This window comes from Streptomyces sp. AB3(2024) (genome assembly GCF_041862025.1).
Classification (GTDB): Bacteria; Actinomycetota; Actinomycetes; order Streptomycetales; family Streptomycetaceae; genus Streptomyces.
Window position 1 is genome coordinate 22,375 of sequence record NZ_JBGWAB010000019.1, and the last position, 18,125, is coordinate 40,499.

Sequence of the window (18,125 nt, forward strand, 5' to 3'; positions counted from 1 at the left end):
CAGTCCCGGCGGGGGCCGTCTCAGTTCTGATGTTGTGGGGCGAGCATATGCCCGCCAACCCTCGCGAAATCCAGCCGAGTTGGCACAGTTCACCCGTGCGAGTGAGCGGGGAGCCGGAGGGGTGGGTGGGTTGGATTTACCTCGGTACTTGAGTAGGTATACGTCGAGGAACGCCGCGTCCCGGCCGCCCGCGTCACGGCTCCCGCCGCTCACCGGGAAGGTCCAGCTCCACCCACACCGCCTTGCACGGAGGCGGCCCCTCCTCGACCCCCCACCGGTCGGCGACGGCCGCGACCAGCACCAGCCCCCGCCCGCCCTCCGAGCCGGCATCCGCGTCGCGAGGAAGGGGGATCCGGTCACGGCGGGCGTCGACGACCTCGATCCGGAGCACCCGCCCGGCCCGGCTCAGCACCACCTGGAAGTTCCGCCCGGGAACCCGGCCGTGGGTCACCGCGTTGGCGGCGAGCTCCCCCACCACCAGCCCGACCGGCTCACCGTCCAGCCCCCAGGCGAGCGCCTGCCCAACGGCTAGCTGCCGCGCCTGCCGGGCCCCTCGGGGCGTGGCGGGCAGGAGTGCGGCGAACCGGGTCTCGGAACAACCGATTTGAGTATTCACGTCACTCAGCGTGGGCGGTCGTGCGTACCGTGTGAAGCGGAAACGCCCTCGCGTCGGGACTCTGTCCCACGCTTGTCCGGTGCTGTCCCGGCTGTCCGCGAAGGCCCGTGGGGAGGGGCGTTGGGGAAATCGGCACGTCCTGAGGAGGGTACGCATGAGCGTGGACGGTGACGGCGCGGAGGCGGAAACGGAAGACGCGGGCTGGGAGGTCGACCCCGACGACGAACAGGGCATCGCGGTCCTCGCCGCGCTCGGCCGCCAGCTGAAGGCGTGGCGGGAGGAGGCGGGCATGCGGGCCGCCGACTTCGGCGTGGCCGTCGGATACGGGGAAGACCTGGTCCGCAAGGTCGAGTCGGGCAAACGGATCCCGCGCCCGGAGTACCTGGACAGGGCGGACGAGGCCCTGGGGGCGGGCGGCAAGATCGCGGCGATGAAGGCGGACACGGAGCAGGTGCGCTACCCGAAGCAAGTCCGGGACCTCGCGAAGCTGGAGTCCAGGGCCGTCGAGATGCACACCTACAGCAACCACAACATCCATGGGCTCCTGCAAACGCCGGAATACACACGAGCACTCTTCAAGACGTGGCGTCCGGTCTATACGCCGGACGAAACGGAGAGGATGCTGGCCGGCCGCATGGGTCGGCAATCCATCTTCGAGCGATCTCCCGCACCGACGCTCAGCTTCGTCCAGGAAGCAGTCACCCTACGGCGGCCGATCGGAGGGACAATGGTTCTGCGTCGGCAGCTTGAACGCTTGTTGGAGGTGGCCCAGTTGCCCAACGTCGAGTTGCAGGTCATGCCGACCGAGGTCGAAGAGCACGCGGGCATGGCAGGGCGCATCCAGGTGCTGAAGTTCCAGGACGGCTCAGCCGTGGGCCGATCGGATGGGGCGTTCTACGGCCGCCCGGTCTCCGACCCGAAACAGCTCAGGATCCTGGAACTCCGCTATGGCATCATCCGAGCTCAGGCGCTCACGCCGCGAGATTCGCTGGCCTTCATCAAGGAACTCCTGGGAGAGACATGACCGACCACCCCGAGCTGCACTGGTCCAAGAGCAGCTACAGCGACAGCAGCGATGGCAACGACTGCGTCGAGGTCGCGAACACTCCTGCCGCGATCCACATCCGCGACTCCAAGGACACCGCCCTCCCCCACATCACCTTCACCCGCCACGCCTGGACGGGCTTCCTCCCCTACGCCTCCGCCCGCTGACGGGCAACCGGCCGCCGCCCCGGACGGCCGGCTCAAGGTCGTGGTCCTTCCGTTTCGCCGCGGCGGCCGTGCAACCGTCCGGCCCCCGCGGCGGTCGTGATCACCATGAACATCTCAACCCCTCGGCGGGCCTCCGACCGGGCACGGTTCCGGCAGGTCGCCGGCTCCGTGCTCGCGGCCGTGCACCTGCTCAACGCCGCCACCGTCTACGTCGTACTCAACGACGGGCAGTCCGTCCCCTCGGACCGGGACGGGCTCGGGGCGGCAGAGCTGGCCTGCCTGTTCTCCATCTGCCTCAGCATCGGCGCGATCCAGCTGTGCCTGCGCCCCTCGGTCCGGCGGGCGCTGGGCCTGTGGTGGACCGCCCCGGCCGTCGTGCTCGGCGCCATCGCCTCGGTCCGGCTGGCGGCCCTGTTCTGAGCCCGCGCCGCGAGTCCGTCGACCTGCCCGCCGACCAGGGGTGCCTGCGGTGGGTGCTGGGCCTGCCCCTGGTCCTCTTCTGCTATCTGCCCGCCGCGTACTTCTGTTACGGCGCGCTGGTGTTGCAGCCCGATTTCCCCGATGACCGCATGCGCGACGACGCCCGGTTGATGGCCGGGATCGGCGTCGGGCTGTGCTTCGTCGGGCTGCTGCTCACCGCCGTGCCCGTCTTCCACCGCACGCTGGGCCGCTGGTGGTACGCGGGGCCCTTCCTCCTCGCAACGCTCGCGTTCCTGCGCTGGCAGACGGTCTGAGCACGCCCCGCGCCCCGCTCTCTTCGCAGGCCACCGGCCACGCCGGGAAAGAGCCCCGTACCGGCTCGCTCCGCGAACGCCGCAGCCCCGCCCGGACGGGGGCGGGGCTGCGGTGGGTGCGTGCGCGTCAGGCGGCGACGGGGACCTTCGCCGGCTCGGCCGCGGCCGGGGCGGCGGCGGGCTCGTCGAGCGGGGAGGACGAGGCGGCGGCGTACGCCTCCTTGTCCAGGATCCCCTCACGGGCCGAGACGAGGACCGGGACGAGCGCCTGGCCGGCCACGTTGGTGGCGGTGCGCATCATGTCGAGGATCGGGTCGATCGCCATCAGCAGGCCGACACCGGCCAGCGGCAGGCCCAGCGTGGAGAGGGTGAGGGTCAGCATCACGGTCGCGCCGGTGAGACCGGCCGTGGCGGCGGAGCCGACGACCGAGACGAACGCGATGAGCAGGTACTCCTTGATGCCCAGCTGCACGTCGAAGATGTTCGCGATGAAGATCGCGGCGAGCGCCGGGTAGATCGCGGCGCAGCCGTCCATCTTGGTCGTGGCGCCGAACGGGACGGCGAAGGAGGCGTACTCCTTCGGGACGCCGAGGCGCTCGGTGACCTTCTGGGTGACCGGCATGGTGCCGACCGAGGAGCGGGAGACGAAGGCGAGCTGGATCGCGGGCCAGGCGCCCTTGAAGAACTGGACCGGGTTGACCTTGGCGACCGTAGCGAGGAGCAGCGGGTAGACGCCGAACATCACCAGGGCGCAGCCGATGTAGATGTCGGCGGTGAAGGTGGCGTACTTGCCGATCAGGTCCCAGCCGTAGCTCGCGATGGCGGTGCCGATGAGGCCGACGGTGCCGATCGGGGCGAGGCGGATGACCCACCACAGGGCCTTCTGGAGGAGTTCCAGGACCGACTCGGCCAGGTTCAGGACGGGCTGGGCCTTGCCGCCGAGCTGGAGGGCGGCGATGCCTGCGACGGCGGCGAGGAAGACGATCTGCAGGACGTTCAGCTCGGTGAACGGCGTGATGATGTCCTTCGGCACGATGCCGGTCAGGAAGTCGATCCAGGAGCCGTGCCGCTTGGGCTCCTTGCCGTCGGCCGGGGTGAGGCCGGTGCCCGCGCCCGGGTCGGTCAGCAGGCCGATGGCCAGGCCGATGGCGACCGCGATCAGCGAGGTGATCATGAACCAGAGCAGCGTGCGGGTGGCGAGCCGCGCGGCGTTGTTCACCTTGCGGAGGTTGGTGATGGACACCAGGATCGCGAAGAAGACGAGAGGTGCGACGGCCAGCTTCAGCAGCTGGATGAAGATGTCGCCGACCTGTTCGAGGGAGGTCTTGAGCCAGCTGATGTCCTGGCTGCGGGCGAGCCAGCCGAACAGGACGCCGAGCGCGAGGCCGGCGACTATCTGGGCCCAGAACGGGAACTTGAACGAGGCCTTGGCGGGAGCCTGGGCCTGGGGGGACGCGGACACGGACACTCTCCGGGGGTGACGCACGGGGGTGGGGCGGAAGGTTTCTGCGAGGTGTTCTGCGGGGGATGCGGTGCGGCAGCAGCCGGAAAGGGGCCGGGCCGGCCGGGGACCGCTGCTGTATCGATTCGGCTCGACGGGGCGAGGGGAATCAGCGGCAACAGCAACAGGCCGCGGACACGCGGCGGCAGAGGTCGACGTGCAGGCGTGACACGAGCGGGACGCTCACGGTCATCGGGTGCGCTGCGGCGGTCAACATGTTGAACACGCTAACACTTCTCCTTTGAGAATCTCAAAGGCGTACTTTGGGTCGAGCTCGCGCGGGCCCGGAGCGCGTCTCCCCGGAAATGCCGAAGCCCCAGCGGACCAGGGGGTGTTCCCGGCGCTGGGGCGGTTCGGTGCGCTTCGGTGGAGTTCGGCGCGTTCGGTGTGTGAGGAAGCCCACGGGCTCCCGTCAGCTCACGCGGGCGGCGTCGTCGGCCGCGTCCTCCTGGTTGCGGTTCGCGGCGAGCTTGCCCTTCGCACCCGCGACGCGTCCGGCGATCTGCTCGGACATCTCGTCACGCTGCTTGCGCAGCAGGATGAAGGAGAGCGGGGCGGAGATCACCAGGGCGAGCAGCACGACCCAGGCGGGGTTCGCGTCGCCCAGACCTGCGGGCATCCAGCCCACGTTGACCAGGACGGCGACCAGGACCAGGCATCCGACGAAGATGCCCAGGCGCATCGCGGTGTAGCGGATCGTCGCGCTCGGCTTGAGGGACACGGTGACCCCTTCTCTCTCGTCGTCTACGGCGGCACGTGCCTCACCAGTGAAGCACGCCGGGCCCCCGCTACGGCCCGCCGGGGTCACCCGCCGGACTCCCCCGCCGGTCAGTGCAGCGGCAGCAGCATGGTGATGTCGTCGCGGTCGTCGCCCGGGGCGACCCGGATGGCGTCGGGGACGCGGCCGACCTCCTTGTAGCCGCACGCCGCGTAGAAGTGCTCCAGCCCGAGGCCGCCGCGGCAGGAGAGGCGGATGGCCTCGATCCCCTCCAGCGAGCGCGCCGCGTCGGCGAGGGCGGCCATCAGCTCCCGGCCGGCGCCGCGGCCCTGGAGGGCGGGGCCGACCATGACGGTGTACGCCCAGACCCAGTGCGTCTGCAACCGGTGCGTGTTGAGGGCGAGGAACGCGACGGCCGCGACCTCGCCCCGCTCGTCGCGCCCCACCAGCAGCCGATGGCGGCCCTCGGCCATGGCGGCGAGGTGCTTGACCAGCTCCGGCCGGATGACGTCACGGGTGACGGGCGGCACGAAGCCGACCGCGCCACCCGCGTTGGAGACCTCGGTCCACAGCTCGGCGATGCCGTCGCGCAGGGCGGGATCGACCACCGGGTCGAAGGTAAACGTAAGGGTCATAACTGAATAATAGTCATTACCAACTCCTTCGGGCAACGCAAAAGCCCCGGTCCGGGGGACCGGGGCTCATCACGCGGGAGCGGGACCTCAGACTCGCATCGCCTGCGGGGTCTCGCGCAGGCCGGCGTCGGGGCCGGGGTACTCGCGGATGACCTCGTAGCGCGTGTTGCGCTCGACCGGGCGGAAGCCCGCCTCGCGGATCAGCTCCAGCAGGTCCTCGCGGCCCAGCTTGTTCGGGGTGCCGTAGTTGTCCGCGTCGTGCGTGATCTTGTACTCGACGACCGAGCCGTCCATGTCGTCCGCACCGTGCTGCAGCGCGAGCTGGGCGGTCTGCACGCCGTGCATCACCCAGAAGACCTTCACGTGCGGCACGTTGTCGAAGAGCAGGCGCGAGACCGCGAAGGTCTTGAGGGCCTCGGCGCCGGTCGCCATCGTCGTGCGCGCCTGGAGCTTGTTGCGGACCTTGCCGTCCTGCATGTCCACGAAGTCGTGCTGGTAGCGCAGCGGGATGAAGACCTGGAAGCCGCCGGTCTCGTCCTGGAGCTCGCGCAGCCGCAGCACGTGGTCCACGCGGTGGCGCGGCTCCTCGATGTGCCCGTAGAGCATGGTGCTCGGGGTCTTGAGCCCCTTCTCGTGCGCCAGGCGGTGGATGCGCGACCAGTCTTCCCAGTGGGTGCGGTGGTCCACGATGTGCTGGCGGACCTCCCAGTCGAAGATCTCCGCGCCGCCGCCGGTGAGCGACTCCAGCCCGGCCTCGATCAGCTCGTCGAGGATCTCGGAGGCCGAGAGGCCGGAGATCGTCTCGAAGTGGTGGATCTCGGTGGCCGTGAACGCCTTCAGCGAGACGTTCGGCAGCGCCTCCTTGAGGGCGGACAGCGAGCGCGGGTAGTACCGCCACGGCAGGGTGGGGTGCAGGCCGTTGACGATGTGCAGCTCGGTGAGGTTCTCGTTCTCCATGGCCTTGGCCAGGCGGACGGCCTCCTCGATGCGCATCGTGTACGCGTCCTTCTCGCCCGGCTTGCGCTGGAACGAGCAGTACGCGCACGAGGCGGTGCAGACGTTCGTCATGTTGAGGTGGCGGTTGACGTTGAAGTGGACGACGTCACCGTTCTTGCGCATGCGCACCTCGTGGGCGAGACCGCCCAGCCAGGCCAGGTCGTCCGACTCGTAGAGGGCGATGCCGTCCTCACGCGTCAGCCGCTCGCCGGAGCGGACCTTCTCCTCCAGCTCGCGCTTGAGCCCAGCGTCCATGCCGGTGTCTCCTCTACGTGTCCCGTCCTGCGTGCAACCGCCACCCACCGTACTCTCAGCCCTCCTCGGGCAGCTCCCCGACCCGGTTCTCCCACTTCGTGGAGAGCACGATCGTGGTGCGGGTGCGCGAGACCCCCTTGGTGCCGGAGAGCTTGCGGATGATCTTCTCCAGGCCGTCGACGTCGCTGGCGCGGACCTTGAGCATGAAGGAGTCGTCGCCGGCGATGAACCAGCAGTCCTCGATCTCCGCCAGGTCGCGCAGCCGGCGCGCCACGTCCTCGTGGTCCGCGGCGTCGGAGAGGGAGATGCCGATCAGCGCGGTGACGCCGAGACCGAGCGAGGCCGAGTCCACGGTCGCGCGGTAGCCGGTGATCACACCGGCCGTCTCCAGACGGTTGATGCGGTCGGTGACGCTGGGGCCGGAGAGGCCCACGAGACGGCCCAGCTCCGCGTACGAGGCACGACCGTTCTCGCGAAGTGCCTGGATGAGCTGCCTGTCCACCGTGTCCATTACGTGGAGCCTTCCATTATTCGGCGTTGCTGCAAGTCTAGGTATAGAATCAAAGGCGCACAGGGTCAACACCCTGTGAATCTTTCAACAGATCAATGACGATCTTCAGGAGTGGTTCACCGTGTACACGATCGAGATGGCCTACGCGCACATGCGACAGCTCCAGGAGCTGGCCAACCGATCCCGCACCGACCAGCCGTCCGCCGCGCACCGCGTCGACAAGACCCGCAAGCCGCGCGGCGCCAAGAAGCGCTAGTCACCGGACTGGCCACGGGGACGGGCGGCGCCCAGTTCCCCCTCCCAACGGCGGTACAGCCGGTGCGGCACACCTGCCGCGTCCAGCACCCGCCCCGCGACGAAATCCACCAGATCCTGGATGTGCGTCGCGCCCGCGTAGAACGCCGGAGAGGCGGGCAGCACGATCGCGCCCGCCTCGTCCAGCGCCACCAGATGCCTGAGCGTCTGCCCGTTCAGCGGGGTCTCCCGCACCGCGACCACCAGCCGGCGCCGCTCCTTGAGCGTGACGCTCGCGACGCGCTGGAGCAGGTCCTTCGACAGTCCCAGCGCCACCCCGGCCACGCACGCCGTGGACGCGGGGACGATCAGCATCCCCTTCACGGGGTACGAGCCCGAGCTCGGACCGGCGGCGAGGTCCCCGGCCCCCCAATAGCGGACGGCGTCCAGATCCGGCACCTGGAAGGTGCCCGGCTTGCCGTCGGCCCCCCGGCCCAGCCACTCGGCGAGGTCGCCGCGCCAGTGCGCGTCCCGGAAGGCGATGCCCGTCTCGTCCAGCAGGGTCAGCCGCGAGGCACGACTGACCACCAGGTCCACGTCCTCACCGCCCGCCAGCAGCCCGCGGACCACCGCCGCCGCGTACGGCGTCCCGGAGGCCCCGGAAACCCCGACCACCCACGGGGTGCGCTTGCGCTCTGTCATACCTCCGAGACTATCCGGCCACGGAGCGAAGCCACTCGGTAAGGTGACCGCACGTCCCAGGGCGTGGGACGGCGCGAGGGGACGTACATGAACACGATGGCCGAAGAGACCTGGACCCGGACGGACCGGGCCGGGGCCGCAGCCCGGCTGATGCTCGGCTGGGTAGGCCTGTTGTGGGCGATCGAGGCCGTCGACCTCGTCACCGGCCACGCGCTCGACGCGTACGGGATACTCGCCCGCGACCCGGACGGCCTGAGCGGCATCCTCTTCGCGCCCTTCCTGCACTTCGGCTTCGCCCACGTCGCCGCCAACAGCGTCCCGCTGCTGGTCCTCGGCTTCGTCACGGCCCTGTCCGGGATCCGCCGCTTCCTCGTGGTGTGCGCCCTGATCATGCTGGCCGACGGCATCGGCATCTGGCTGATCTCGCCGCCGAACACCATCACGGCGGGTGCCTCCGGCCTGGTCTTCGGACTCTTCGGCTACCTGCTCGTGCGGGGCTTCGTGGAACGCAGGACGCTCGGCATCGCCGTGGCCCTGGGCGTCGCCGCCGTCTACGGCAGCACGATCCTGACCGGCATCCTGCCGACCGACGCCACCGTGAGCTGGCAGGCCCACCTGTGCGGTCTGGCCGCGGGCATCGCGACGGCCGTGTACCACCGCCGCCCGGCGCGGACCGCATAGCCGCTCAGGCGGCCGTGCCCGGGTCCACGGGGAGGGGCGACGTGTCCAGCGTCAGCTTGCCGATGCCCGTCTCCACGACGACCGTCTCGCCGTACGGGATCACGTCCCGGCCGCGGTAGCCGTCGGGACCGGGGTTCCAGAGGGTCGTGCACTGCGCCTTGTACGGGTCGAAGATCAGGTAGTGCGGGATCCCGCGCCGGGCGTAGGCGCGGTCCTTGACCTCGTAGTCGTTGCGGACGCTGCTCGGGGAGACGACCTCGACGGCCAGCTCGATCAGGTCGGGCGAGTAGGCGCTGAGGTTCTTGGCGACCTCGGGCTGCGGAATGACCGCGAGGTCCGGACAGAACTCGTTGTCCCCGTCGAAGGGCACCGCCACATCGCTGAGGAATCCCCAGTCGTCGGGCAACTGGCTCCTGAGCGTCGTCCACAACGCCCAGATGGTGGCGTTGTGGTGCGGCTTCAGCGGACTCATCACGACGGCGCCCTCGACAATCTCCATCCGGTAGCCCGGGAACATGTCCTCGAACCGGCTGAGCTGCGAGTGCAGGCGGTCGCTCTCCGAGACGGTCACGTCGGCCTCCCTGTCCATGCACTCGATGGTAGGCCGCACGCTACTCAGACCGTCAGACCCCGCACCACGAGATCGGCCAAAGCGCACACGAACAGGGCGATGCCGATGAAGCCGTTGACCGTGAAGAAGGCACGGTTCAGGCGGGACAGGTCGTGCGGCTTCACGATGGTGTGCTCGTAGCAGAAGGCCGCCACGACGACCAGCAGGCCGAACCAGAACAGCGGGCCCGCGTCGGTGAGCAGCGCGTACCAGACGATCAGGGCCGTGGTGACGACGTGCGCGCCGCGGGCGCCCCACAGGGCCGCCGGGACGCCGAAGCGGGCCGGGACGGACCTGACGCCCTCCGCCCGGTCCGCGGCCACGTCCTGGCAGGCGAAGATCAGGTCGAAGCCGCCGATCCACACGCCGACGGCGAGGCCGAGGACCACGGCCTCCCAGGACCACTCGCCCGTGACGGCGAGCCAGGCGCCGATCGGCCCCATCGCCTGGGCCAGGCCCAGGATGGCGTGCGGGAAGTCCGTGAACCGCTTGCCGTACGGGTAGACCACCATCGGGACGACGGCGACCGGCGCGAGCGCCAGGCACAGCGGGTTCAGCAGCGCCGCCGAGCCGAGGAACACCACGAGCGCGGCCCCGGCCCCGGTCCACGCGGACCGCACGGACACCGCGCCGGTGACCAGCTCGCGCCCCGCGGTGCGCGGGTTGCGGGCGTCGATCTCGCGGTCGATGATCCGGTTCGCGGCCATGGCGAAGGTCCGCAGGCCCACCATGCACACGGTGACGAGCAGCAGCTCCCTCCAGTGCACGCGCCCGTCGAGCCGGAACATCGCGGTGAAGGCGGCGATGTAGGCGAAGGGCAGCGCGAAGACCGAGTGCTCGATCATCACGAGCCGCAGGAAGGCCTTCACCTTGCCGGCGGACTGCGGCGCGGGGCCCGGCCCGAGGACGTCCTCGGCAGCCGATGTCATCCGAGGGACCTCCGGAACTGTTCGAGTTCGGCGCGCAGGTCCGTGATGGACGACGGGCCGATCTCCACCTCCAGCAGGGGCGTTCCCTCGGAGGGCGGCGGGACGACGCTGGCCAGGAAGGCGAAGCCCTCGCCGGCCGGGCGGCCGTCCAGGCGCAGCACGTCGTGCGCGGCGACCGTCAGGACCTCGGTGAACTCGGTGTCCGGGTCGGCGATCGCGGCGAGCAGCCGCTCGGCGAAGGCGCCCGCGTCGGCGTCGGAGAGGTCGTTCAGGGCGATCTCCCGCCCCTCGCCGTCGGTGCGGTCGGCGATCAGCTGCCACTGGTCGGACGGTCCGGCGAACTCCTCGGGCGTGACTCCGGCGCGCTTGGCGGCCTCCTTGACCGCCGGCTGGGCCGGGTCGATCGTCGGGCGCACCAGGGCGACGCAGGGGGTGTCGCTGCCGATGAAGAGGGCGGGACCGCCCACGGCGATGGGGCTCACAGGCCGTACTCCTTCCATCGGCGGTCCACGAGGGCCGCCGTCGCGGGATCGGACTCCACCATGTCGGGCCAGCCGCCGTCGCGCGTGTAACCCTCCTCCGGCAGTTTCTTCGTGGCGTCGATGCCCGCCTTGCCGCCCCAGAACTGCTGGTACGAGGCGTGGTCCAGGTGGTCCACCGGTCCCTCGACGACCGTGAGGTCGCGGGAGTAGTCGGTGTTGCCCAGCGCCCGCCAGGACACCTCGTGCAGGTCGTGGACGTCGCAGTCCTTGTCCACCACGATGATCAGCTTGGTCAGCGACATCATGTGGGCGCCCCAGATGGCGTGCATGACCTTCTGCGCGTGCTTGGGGTACTTCTTGTCGATCGAGACGATCGCGCAGTTGTGGAAGCCGCCCGACTCGGGGAGGTGATAGTCCACGATGTCCGGCACGATGATCTTGAGGAGCGGCAGGAAGAAGCGCTCCGTCGCGCGGCCCAGCGGACCGTCCTCGGTCGGCGGCCGGCCGACCACGATGGACTGCAGCAGCGGGCGCTTGCGCATCGTCACGCAGTCGATCTTCAGTGCGGGGAAGGGCTCCTGCGGGGTGTAGAAGCCGGTGTGGTCGCCGAAGGGGCCCTCGGGCAGCATCTCGCCCGGCTCCAGCCAGCCCTCGACCACGACCTCGGCGTTGGCCGGGACCTGGAGCGGGACCGTCTTGCAGTCGACCATCTCGATCCGCTTGCCCGCGACGAACCCGGCGAAGAGGTACTCGTCGATGTCGCCCGGCAGCGGCGCGGTCGACGCGTACGTCACGGCGGGCGGGCAGCCGAAGGCGATCGCGACCGGCAGCCGCTCGCCGCGCGCGGCGGCGACGGCGTAGTGGTTGCGGCTGTCCTTGTGGATCTGCCAGTGCATGCCGATGGTGCGCTTGTCGTGGCGCTGGAGGCGGTAGAGGCCGAGGTTGCGCACGCCGGTCTCGGGGTGCTTGGTGTGGGTGAGGCCCAGGTTGAAGAAGGAACCGCCGTCCTTGGGCCAGGTGAAGAGGGCCGGCAGCTGGTCCAGGTCGACGTCGTCGCCGGTGAGGACGACCTCCTGGACGGGCGCGGACTCGCCCTTCACCTTCTTCGGCGGGACGTGCACCATCGAGCCGAGCTTGCCGAAGGCCTCGCGGACGCCGATGAAGCCCTGGGGCAGCTCGGGCTTGAGCAGGCCGCCGATCTTCTCGCTGATCTCGCCGTACGACTTCAGGCCGAGGGCCTTGAGCAGGCGCCGGTCGGTCCCGAAGACGTTCATGGCGAGCGGCATCGCCGAGCCCTTGACGTTCTCGAAGAGCAGGGCCGGGCCGCCGGCCTTGTTCACTCTGTCGACGATCTCCCCGATCTCCAGGTACGGGTCGACTTCGGCCTTGATGCGCTTGAGGTCGCCCTCCCGCTCCAGAGCCCGGAGCAGCGAGCGGAGATCGTCGTAAGCCATGGGGCCCAGTATCCGTCACCAACTACCCTGGGGACGTCACCGGGGCCCGACGCGGGCCCGCCGCCACTGCTGGGGAGTCGGTCCCACACCGTGCTGCGCTATCTGCCGTTCCTGCTGATCATCGCGCTGACCATCTACACCTTCATCGACTGTCTGAACACCCCCGAGGAAGAGGTCAAGCACCTCCCCAAGGTGGTGTGGGTGATCATCATCCTGATCTTCTCGATCGTCGGGCCGGTGGTGTGGCTGTTCGCGGGCAAGAAGCGCGCGGGAGTCGGCGGCGGCCGCCCGGGGCGCACGCAGTGGGTGGCCCCGGACGACAACCCGGAGTTCCTGAAGTCCCTGGGCGAGGAGCGGGAGAACCGCGAGGAGCGCGAGAAGCGGGACGAGAAGGACAAGGACCGGTAGGCCGAGGGCCGGCGGGACCGGGGCGGGGCCGGCGGGACCGGGACCCCGGCGGCAAAACGTGACGCAAAACTTGATTGAACGCGTTCAATAGGGCTGTCAGAATGGGCCCATGCCACTGCCACGGGCCCCGCGCGAGCGCGGGCCGCGGATCGTCGACACGATCCTGCGCAATCTCCTCGCCTACGGGGTGCTCGTCGCCGCGCTGCTCACCATGACCGGGTGGAACCCCCAGCAGGGCACGCCACCCGTCCCCGCCGTCTACGACGCCGACCTCTCCGAGATCGTCGGCACCTGGCGCTGCGTCGACGGCACCGAGGTCGTCTTCCGCGCCGACGGCAGCGCCTCCGTCACCCTCCTCGACGGCCAGGAACGCGACTACGCCGCCGGCTGGCGGCTCTCCGGCCCCGGCCGCTGGCGGCTCACCGAGGACCCCGACGCCGGCCGCAGCCTCGGCCAGCACCTGCGCCTGGTCCTGCCCGCCGCCACCGGCACCGCCATCCGCGCCGGCACCGTCACCCAGGCACCCGGCCACTACTCCTGGACCTTCGAGCTGCGCCGCGACGCGCGCCGCTCGCTGGAGCTGTACTTCTTCTTCGGCAACGGGACCGGACCGGGCCGGCCCGGGGCCTACGTCCTGGAGAAGGACGCGTAGGACGCCCGCAGCTCCGCCCGCCGGACCCCGGTCCAGGCCGACCAGTCGACGGGCTGCCCGCCCAGCGCGGCCTCCAGCCCCTCGAAGTGCTCGTGCCAGGCGGCCAGGCAGTCCAGGCGCTCCGCGTCGGATCCGGCGCGCTCGTCGAGGAAGCGGACGACCGTCGAATCGGTGCCCACCGGGTCCAGGTGGAAGCGGAGCCGCCCCTCGCCGGTGACCGTGTACTCCACGACCCGCTCGGTGTCCCAGGCCGTGACCTTCCCCGACACCGTGTTCCCGGTGTACGGCCGGCGCAGGGTGACGGCCCCGCCGAACCGGCGTTCCAGCACGTCCACCGCCGCGAGCCAGCCGTACAGCCCGTCCGCCGTGGTCAGGGCGGGCCACACGGCCTCGTAGGCGAAGGGCACGTGCGTCTCGAAGCGGACGATCCAGCGTCCGCCCTCACGCGGCTCGCTGGTGGCATGGCTCACAGGAGGCATACCACCAGCTTCGCACCGCCTCCGCTCAGACGCCCGCGTACGAGTGCTTGCCGCTGAGCAGGATGTTCACGCCGTAGTAGTTCCAGATCCAGCAGGCGAAGGCGAACAGCGCCAGATACGCCGCCTTGCGGCCCTTCCAGCCCGCGGTGGCCCGCGCGTGCAGGTAGCAGGCGTACGCCACCCACGTCACGAAGGACCAGACCTCCTTGGGGTCCCAGCCCCAGTAGCGGCCCCAGGCGTCGCCCGCCCAGATCGCGCCCGCGACGATGGTGAACGTCCACAGCGGGAAGACGGCCGCGTTGATGCGGTACGAGAACTTGTCGAGCGAGGCCGCCGAGGGCAGCCGCTCCATCACCGAGGAACGGAACCGGCCGACCGTGCGGCCGGCCTCCAGGTGGGCCTCGTAGCTGTCGCGGAACAGGTAGAGCACCGCGCCCGCCGCACCGATGTAGAAGACGGCGCCGCAGAAGATCGCGGTCGAGACGTGGATCCACAGCCAGTACGAGTGCAGGGCCGGAACCAGCTGGTCACTGGCGGTGTACAGCCAGGTGGTGGCGATGCCGAGGTCCAGCAGGACCGTGGTGACCAGGATCAGGCCGAGCCAGCGGACGTTCTTCTTCAGCGCCAGCAGCGCCAGGTACGCGCCGACGGCCACCGTGGAGAAGGTCACCGAGAACTCGTACATGTTGCCCCAGGGGGCCCGCTGCACCGACATCGCGCGGGAGACCACGCCGGCCGCCTCGATGAGGAAGCCGAGGACGGTCAGCGAGACCGCGATCCGCCCGTAGAGGTCACCCTTCTCGGTGCCGCCCGCCGCGCCGGGGCCGTCCGGGACGTCCCGGGTGCCCGCGGCGGAGCGGGTGACGACCTGCGGCCTGTCGAGGACGGCCGTGCCGCCGGCCTTGGTCCGCACCTGCACGGCGGGAGCCGCGCCGGCCGCGGCCGGCGTCAGCGCGGCGGCCGTACGGCCCACCTTGCTGCGGCTGCCGAAGACCCATTCGGTGATGTGGGCGAAGAAGGCGAGCGTGTAGACCGCCATCGACGCGTACACCAGCTTGTTGCTGAGATCGGCCAGACTCTCGTTGGTCGCGGCCGCGAGCAGCGTCATGCGCGCTCTCCTTCGTGGGCTTCGTCTACGGATTCTGCGGATCCTGCGGATTCCGCGTCTGCGGGGGGTGCGGCGGCGGGTGCCGAGGGCGCCCGCTCGAACAGGGCGGCCGAGAGCGCCGACAGCTCCTCCGGCAGCTTCGCGGACTCGCTGCGGCCCAGGCCGGCCATCTCGACGACGGTCACCCCGTCCTCGCCGCGCACCGCGCGGACCCAGACCCGGCGGCGCTGGATGAACAGGGAGGCGGCCAGACCGCCGATGGCGGCCATGGCGCCCGCTAGGGCCAGCCCGCTGGCAGGCTGCCGGGTGACCGAGAAGGTCGCCCAGCGCTCTACGCCCTCGAACCTGACGGTGCCCTCGCCTCCCGGGAGCTCCATCGCCTCGCCGGGCAGCAGCCGCTTCTTGAACAGCTGCCCGTCGGCGTCCTTGAACTCCTGGAGCTTGGAGGTGTTCAGCTGGTACACGTTCTGCGGCAGGCCCGAGTCCACGCCCAGGCTGCCGTGGTAGGCGCTCAGCGCGAGGACGGGGAAGTCCAGCGCCGGGAACTGCGAGAGCATCGTGCCCTTGCCCTCGCCCGCGAAGGTCGGCACGAACATGGCGTTGAAGCCGAGCTGCTCCTTGTCGCCGTTCTTGTTGCGGTAGCCGTCCGGGACCTTGACCGCGCCCGAGGAGCTCAGGTTCGCGTCGAAGGGCAGCATCGGGACGGCGTCCTTGTAGATCACCTTCCCGGTGGGGTCGGTCACCGAGATGACGGGCGCGTACCCGTGCCCCAGCAGGAAGATCTTGGAGCCGTCGATCTCCAGGGGCTTGTTGACCTCGATCTCGGCCTTGTGCGGCGCGCCCTCGGCGCCCTCGCTGTAGGTGACGTAGGCCTTGAAGTCGCGCGCGGTGCCCTTCTGCGGGCCCGTCTTCTCGTACGTCGCGTCGAACTTGTCCAGCGTGAACGAGAACGGCGCCAGGTCGTCCGAGGAGAAGAGGCTGCCGTACTTGAAGTCGTCGTACTGGGTGAGCGTGTTGGAGAAGCCCTTGCCGCGCAGGACGAGCTTGCCGCCCTCGGACTTGAACAGCTGACCGGCGGCGAACGCCACCAGCATCACGATCAGGGCGATGTGGAAGACCAGGTTCCCGGCCTCGCGCAGGTAGCCCTTCTCGGCGGCGACGGAGTTCCCGCCCGCCTCCGTACGGAAGCGGCGCCCGCCCAGGACGCCCTTCGCCGAGGCGAGCACCTCGTCCGGGGACTTCTGCGTACGCCACGTCGTGTACGCCGGCAGCCGGTCCAGGCGCCGCGGCGCGCCCGGCGGGCGGCCGGTGAGCTGGCCGACGAACTGCCAGGTGCGCGGAACGATGCAGCCGATCAGCGACACGAACAGCAGGATGTAGATCGCGGAGAACCACACCGAGCTGTAGACGTCGAAGAGCTGGAGCTTCTCGGCGGCCGGCACCCAGAACTCGTGGGTCTTCTTCCAGTCCGCGACCTTCATCGCGTCGACCTGGGTCTGCGGGATGAGGGAGCCGGGGATGGACCCGAGCGAGAGCAGGAAGAGGAGGATCAGCGCCACCCGCATGGAGGTGAGCTGACGCCAGAACCAGCGGGCCCAGCCGATCACGCCGATGCCGACGGGGGTGGCGGGGCCGTCGTCGACGGGGGCGGTGGACAGCTGCGCGCCGGCCGCCTCGTCGGTGGGGTCGGACTCGTGCGGCGCCTCGGCGGGCGCCTTGTCGGTCGTACTCATGTGCGTGTAGTCCTCAGATCCCCACCGTGAAGCCTTGGGTCCAGCCCTGCATCTCACTGACGATGCTGGCCCACATTCCTGTGACGAGCAGCAGACCGGTCACGATCAGCATGCCGCCGCCGATGCGCATCACCCATGCATAGTGCTTCTTCACCCACCCGAAAGCGCCGAGCGCCTTGCGGAAGGCCAGCGCCGTGGCGATGAACGGCAGGCCCAGCCCCAGGCAGAACACCACGGTGAGCAGGGCCCCGCGGCCGGCGGTCGCCTGGTCGATGGAGAGGGTGTTGACCGCCGCGAGCGTCGGACCCATGCAGGGACTCCAGCCGACCCCGAAGAGCACGCCGAGCAGCGGCGCCCCGAGGAGGCCGGCCGCCGGCTTCTTGTGGAAGCGGAACTCGCGCATCGTCAGACCGGGGATCCACCCCATGAAGAAGAAGCCGAGGAGGATGACCACCCCGCCGAGCACCCGGGAGATGACGTCCTTGTTGGCGGCGAGGGTGTCCCCGAAGTAGCCGAAGAGCGCGCCGGTCGAGACGAAGACGGCGGTGAAGCCGAGCACGAACAGGCTCGCGCCGGCGAGCATCCGGCCGCGCCGCGCCTCGGCGAGGTCGGCGCCGCCGACGCCGGTCACGTAGGACAGGTAGCCGGGGACCAGCGGCAGGACGCAGGGGGAGAAGAAGGAGACCAGCCCGGCCAGCAGCGAGAGCGGCAGGGCCAGCAGCAGCGCGCCGTTGAGCACGGTGGTGTTCACACCGGTGGCTTCGGCGGCGAGGAGGTGCGCGGTGACCACGGGGTCACTTCTCCGCGAGGAGCGGGTCGATCATCGAGCGCAGCTGCTCCTCGTTGACCGCGACGAGGGTGCGGGCGGCGATCTTGCCCTCCTTGTCGAGGACGATCGTGGAGGGGATGGACTGCGGGTTGAGCGTGCCCTTGGGGAAGCGGAGCATCAGCTTGCCGTCCGGGTCGAAGAGGCTCGGGTAGGTGATCCCGAAGTTCTCCTCGAAGGCGGTGGCGTTCTGCTTGCTGCTGTCGCGGGTGTTCATCCCGAGGAAGGCGACGTCCTTGCCGGCGTCGGCCATCTCCTTGGAGACCTTCGCGAAGTACGGCGCCTCGGCCCGGCACGGCGGGCACCAGGAGCCCCACACGTTGAGGACGACGACCTTGCCCTTGAGGGCGGTGGTGTCGGCGGTCTTGCCGTCCACGGTCTCGCCGTCGAGCTTGGGGGCGTCGACGCGGTCGGCCTTGGCCACGGTGGAGATGCCGTTGGGGCCGGTCACGTAGTTGCCCCCGGCGGAGCCGGAGGGCTTGCCGCCGCCGTTCGCGTCGCTGCACGCCGACAGGGTGAGGGCGCTCGCGAGGGTCACCGCGGTCAGCAGGACGGCGCGGCCGCCGGTCGAGCGGCGGCTGGTCGAGCGGCGGCTACTACGACGGGCACGGGCGCGGCTAAGGCTCATGTGAAAAGTTTCGCATGGGCG

General features: G+C 70.2%; 24 protein-coding genes. 8 read left to right on the forward strand and 16 right to left on the reverse strand.

What is annotated here, in order from left to right:
* Positions 1-193: 193 nt before the first annotated feature.
* The gene (locus ACEPPI_RS10945; RefSeq protein ID WP_373915029.1) at positions 194-616 is read right to left on the reverse strand and encodes an ATP-binding protein; all 423 of its coding nucleotides are present in this window, start codon (positions 614-616) and stop codon (positions 194-196) included.
* 154 nt (positions 617-770) lie between these two features.
* Between ACEPPI_RS10945 and ACEPPI_RS10950 the strand changes: the two genes are divergently transcribed.
* The 4 genes from ACEPPI_RS10950 (at position 771) to ACEPPI_RS10965 (ending at position 2,562) form a co-directional block, all read left to right on the forward strand.
* Positions 771-1,640, forward strand: coding sequence for a helix-turn-helix domain-containing protein (locus ACEPPI_RS10950; RefSeq protein WP_373915030.1), 870 nt, complete (start codon positions 771-773; stop codon positions 1,638-1,640).
* Positions 1,637-1,828, forward strand: a complete 192-nt coding sequence (locus ACEPPI_RS10955; RefSeq protein WP_373915031.1) for a DUF397 domain-containing protein — start codon at positions 1,637-1,639, stop codon at positions 1,826-1,828. The genes ACEPPI_RS10950 and ACEPPI_RS10955 overlap by 4 nt, the downstream gene beginning before the upstream one ends.
* A gap of 105 nt (positions 1,829-1,933) precedes the next feature.
* Complete coding sequence (locus tag ACEPPI_RS10960; RefSeq protein WP_373915032.1) at positions 1,934-2,248, forward strand: hypothetical protein; 315 nt, start codon at positions 1,934-1,936, stop codon at positions 2,246-2,248.
* A 53-nt stretch (positions 2,249-2,301) separates the two neighbouring features.
* Positions 2,302-2,562 (forward strand): hypothetical protein, encoded by a 261-nt coding sequence (locus tag ACEPPI_RS10965; protein ID WP_373915033.1) that lies wholly within the window; start codon positions 2,302-2,304, stop codon positions 2,560-2,562.
* A gap of 127 nt (positions 2,563-2,689) precedes the next feature.
* On the opposite strand, the gene ACEPPI_RS10970 is transcribed toward ACEPPI_RS10965, so the two are convergent.
* From ACEPPI_RS10970 to ACEPPI_RS10990, 5 genes are all read right to left on the reverse strand, one after another.
* Positions 2,690-4,030 (reverse strand): dicarboxylate/amino acid:cation symporter, encoded by a 1,341-nt coding sequence (locus tag ACEPPI_RS10970; RefSeq protein WP_373915034.1) that lies wholly within the window; start codon positions 4,028-4,030, stop codon positions 2,690-2,692.
* A 445-nt stretch (positions 4,031-4,475) separates the two neighbouring features.
* Positions 4,476-4,745 carry a DUF4229 domain-containing protein gene (locus ACEPPI_RS10975; protein ID WP_373915094.1) on the reverse strand — a complete coding sequence of 90 codons (270 nt, stop codon included), beginning with the start codon at positions 4,743-4,745 and terminating at the stop codon, positions 4,476-4,478.
* A 146-nt stretch (positions 4,746-4,891) separates the two neighbouring features.
* Positions 4,892-5,416 (reverse strand): N-acetyltransferase family protein, encoded by a 525-nt coding sequence (locus tag ACEPPI_RS10980; protein WP_373915035.1) that lies wholly within the window; start codon positions 5,414-5,416, stop codon positions 4,892-4,894.
* Positions 5,417-5,503: 87 nt separating this feature from the next.
* The gene (mqnE, locus tag ACEPPI_RS10985) at positions 5,504-6,667 is read right to left on the reverse strand and encodes an aminofutalosine synthase MqnE (RefSeq protein WP_373915036.1); all 1,164 of its coding nucleotides are present in this window, start codon (positions 6,665-6,667) and stop codon (positions 5,504-5,506) included.
* 55 nt (positions 6,668-6,722) lie between these two features.
* A complete protein-coding gene (locus tag ACEPPI_RS10990) occupies positions 6,723-7,178 on the reverse strand; it encodes an Lrp/AsnC family transcriptional regulator (RefSeq protein ID WP_030232075.1) in 456 nt (151 codons plus the stop codon).
* A gap of 121 nt (positions 7,179-7,299) precedes the next feature.
* Between ACEPPI_RS10990 and ACEPPI_RS10995 the strand changes: the two genes are divergently transcribed.
* Positions 7,300-7,434, forward strand: a complete 135-nt coding sequence (locus tag ACEPPI_RS10995; RefSeq protein WP_279628676.1) for a hypothetical protein — start codon at positions 7,300-7,302, stop codon at positions 7,432-7,434.
* On the opposite strand, the gene ACEPPI_RS11000 is transcribed toward ACEPPI_RS10995, so the two are convergent.
* On the reverse strand, positions 7,431-8,114 hold the full coding sequence (locus tag ACEPPI_RS11000) for a UbiX family flavin prenyltransferase (protein ID WP_373915038.1): 684 nt from the start codon (positions 8,112-8,114) through the stop codon (positions 7,431-7,433). The two genes, ACEPPI_RS10995 and ACEPPI_RS11000, sit on opposite strands and share 4 nt — an antisense overlap.
* A gap of 87 nt (positions 8,115-8,201) precedes the next feature.
* Between ACEPPI_RS11000 and ACEPPI_RS11005 the strand changes: the two genes are divergently transcribed.
* The gene (locus ACEPPI_RS11005) at positions 8,202-8,795 is read left to right on the forward strand and encodes a rhomboid family intramembrane serine protease (protein WP_373915039.1); all 594 of its coding nucleotides are present in this window, start codon (positions 8,202-8,204) and stop codon (positions 8,793-8,795) included.
* A 4-nt stretch (positions 8,796-8,799) separates the two neighbouring features.
* Here ACEPPI_RS11005 and ACEPPI_RS11010 read toward each other — a convergent pair whose 3' ends face one another.
* From ACEPPI_RS11010 to ACEPPI_RS11025, 4 genes are read right to left on the reverse strand one after another with little or no spacing between them, the layout of a single operon-like run.
* Positions 8,800-9,384, reverse strand: coding sequence for a Uma2 family endonuclease (locus ACEPPI_RS11010; RefSeq protein WP_373915040.1), 585 nt, complete (start codon positions 9,382-9,384; stop codon positions 8,800-8,802).
* Positions 9,385-9,410: 26 nt separating this feature from the next.
* A complete protein-coding gene (gene mqnP / locus ACEPPI_RS11015) occupies positions 9,411-10,334 on the reverse strand; it encodes a menaquinone biosynthesis prenyltransferase MqnP (RefSeq protein WP_373915041.1) in 924 nt (307 codons plus the stop codon).
* On the reverse strand, positions 10,331-10,816 hold the full coding sequence (locus ACEPPI_RS11020) for a hypothetical protein (RefSeq protein ID WP_373915042.1): 486 nt from the start codon (positions 10,814-10,816) through the stop codon (positions 10,331-10,333). Before ACEPPI_RS11020 ends, mqnP begins: the two co-directional genes overlap by 4 nt.
* Positions 10,813-12,270 (reverse strand): menaquinone biosynthesis decarboxylase, encoded by a 1,458-nt coding sequence (locus tag ACEPPI_RS11025; protein ID WP_373915043.1) that lies wholly within the window; start codon positions 12,268-12,270, stop codon positions 10,813-10,815. Before ACEPPI_RS11025 ends, ACEPPI_RS11020 begins: the two co-directional genes overlap by 4 nt.
* Positions 12,271-12,360: 90 nt before the next feature.
* On the opposite strand from ACEPPI_RS11025, the gene ACEPPI_RS11030 reads away from it, so the two are divergent.
* Positions 12,361-12,678 carry a PLD nuclease N-terminal domain-containing protein gene (locus ACEPPI_RS11030; protein WP_373915044.1) on the forward strand — a complete coding sequence of 106 codons (318 nt, stop codon included), beginning with the start codon at positions 12,361-12,363 and terminating at the stop codon, positions 12,676-12,678.
* A gap of 109 nt (positions 12,679-12,787) precedes the next feature.
* The gene (locus ACEPPI_RS11035) at positions 12,788-13,330 is read left to right on the forward strand and encodes a hypothetical protein (protein ID WP_373915045.1); all 543 of its coding nucleotides are present in this window, start codon (positions 12,788-12,790) and stop codon (positions 13,328-13,330) included.
* On the opposite strand, the gene ACEPPI_RS11040 is transcribed toward ACEPPI_RS11035, so the two are convergent.
* From ACEPPI_RS11040 to ACEPPI_RS11060, 5 genes are read right to left on the reverse strand one after another with little or no spacing between them, the layout of a single operon-like run.
* The gene (locus ACEPPI_RS11040; RefSeq protein ID WP_373915046.1) at positions 13,306-13,809 is read right to left on the reverse strand and encodes an SRPBCC domain-containing protein; all 504 of its coding nucleotides are present in this window, start codon (positions 13,807-13,809) and stop codon (positions 13,306-13,308) included. The genes ACEPPI_RS11035 and ACEPPI_RS11040 overlap by 25 nt on opposite strands.
* A 25-nt stretch (positions 13,810-13,834) precedes the next feature.
* A complete protein-coding gene (ccsB, locus tag ACEPPI_RS11045) occupies positions 13,835-14,917 on the reverse strand; it encodes a c-type cytochrome biogenesis protein CcsB (protein WP_373915047.1) in 1,083 nt (360 codons plus the stop codon).
* Positions 14,914-16,650 carry a cytochrome c biogenesis protein ResB gene (locus ACEPPI_RS11050; RefSeq protein WP_373915048.1) on the reverse strand — a complete coding sequence of 579 codons (1,737 nt, stop codon included), beginning with the start codon at positions 16,648-16,650 and terminating at the stop codon, positions 14,914-14,916. Before ACEPPI_RS11050 ends, ccsB begins: the two co-directional genes overlap by 4 nt.
* 13 nt (positions 16,651-16,663) lie before the next feature.
* Positions 16,664-17,440, reverse strand: a complete 777-nt coding sequence (locus tag ACEPPI_RS11055; protein WP_373915049.1) for a cytochrome c biogenesis CcdA family protein — start codon at positions 17,438-17,440, stop codon at positions 16,664-16,666.
* 4 nt (positions 17,441-17,444) lie between these two features.
* Positions 17,445-18,104 carry a TlpA family protein disulfide reductase gene (locus ACEPPI_RS11060; protein WP_373915050.1) on the reverse strand — a complete coding sequence of 220 codons (660 nt, stop codon included), beginning with the start codon at positions 18,102-18,104 and terminating at the stop codon, positions 17,445-17,447.
* Positions 18,105-18,125 lie beyond the last annotated feature (21 nt).

What these genes read in the sequence shown, in the direction of transcription:
- ACEPPI_RS10950 (WP_373915030.1), top strand. Translation starts at nt 771, where the DNA reads ATGAGCGTGGACGGTGACGGCGCGGAGGCGGAAACGGAAGACGCGGGC.
- ACEPPI_RS10955 (WP_373915031.1), top strand. Translation starts at nt 1,637, where the DNA reads ATGACCGACCACCCCGAGCTGCACTGGTCCAAGAGCAGCTACAGCGAC.
- ACEPPI_RS10960 (WP_373915032.1), top strand. Translation starts at nt 1,934, where the DNA reads ATGAACATCTCAACCCCTCGGCGGGCCTCCGACCGGGCACGGTTCCGG.
- ACEPPI_RS10975 (WP_373915094.1), bottom strand. Translation starts at nt 4,745, where the DNA reads ATGCGCCTGGGCATCTTCGTCGGATGCCTGGTCCTGGTCGCCGTCCTG.
- ACEPPI_RS10980 (WP_373915035.1), bottom strand. Translation starts at nt 5,416, where the DNA reads ATGACCCTTACGTTTACCTTCGACCCGGTGGTCGATCCCGCCCTGCGC.
- mqnE (WP_373915036.1), bottom strand. Translation starts at nt 6,667, where the DNA reads ATGGACGCTGGGCTCAAGCGCGAGCTGGAGGAGAAGGTCCGCTCCGGC.
- ACEPPI_RS10990 (WP_030232075.1), bottom strand. Translation starts at nt 7,178, where the DNA reads ATGGACACGGTGGACAGGCAGCTCATCCAGGCACTTCGCGAGAACGGT.
- ACEPPI_RS11000 (WP_373915038.1), bottom strand. Translation starts at nt 8,114, where the DNA reads ATGACAGAGCGCAAGCGCACCCCGTGGGTGGTCGGGGTTTCCGGGGCC.
- ACEPPI_RS11005 (WP_373915039.1), top strand. Translation starts at nt 8,202, where the DNA reads ATGAACACGATGGCCGAAGAGACCTGGACCCGGACGGACCGGGCCGGG.
- ACEPPI_RS11010 (WP_373915040.1), bottom strand. Translation starts at nt 9,384, where the DNA reads ATGGACAGGGAGGCCGACGTGACCGTCTCGGAGAGCGACCGCCTGCAC.
- mqnP (WP_373915041.1), bottom strand. Translation starts at nt 10,334, where the DNA reads ATGACATCGGCTGCCGAGGACGTCCTCGGGCCGGGCCCCGCGCCGCAG.
- ACEPPI_RS11025 (WP_373915043.1), bottom strand. Translation starts at nt 12,270, where the DNA reads ATGGCTTACGACGATCTCCGCTCGCTGCTCCGGGCTCTGGAGCGGGAG.
- ACEPPI_RS11035 (WP_373915045.1), top strand. Translation starts at nt 12,788, where the DNA reads ATGCCACTGCCACGGGCCCCGCGCGAGCGCGGGCCGCGGATCGTCGAC.
- ACEPPI_RS11040 (WP_373915046.1), bottom strand. Translation starts at nt 13,809, where the DNA reads ATGCCTCCTGTGAGCCATGCCACCAGCGAGCCGCGTGAGGGCGGACGC.
- ccsB (WP_373915047.1), bottom strand. Translation starts at nt 14,917, where the DNA reads ATGACGCTGCTCGCGGCCGCGACCAACGAGAGTCTGGCCGATCTCAGC.
- ACEPPI_RS11050 (WP_373915048.1), bottom strand. Translation starts at nt 16,650, where the DNA reads ATGAGTACGACCGACAAGGCGCCCGCCGAGGCGCCGCACGAGTCCGAC.
- ACEPPI_RS11060 (WP_373915050.1), bottom strand. Translation starts at nt 18,104, where the DNA reads ATGAGCCTTAGCCGCGCCCGTGCCCGTCGTAGTAGCCGCCGCTCGACC.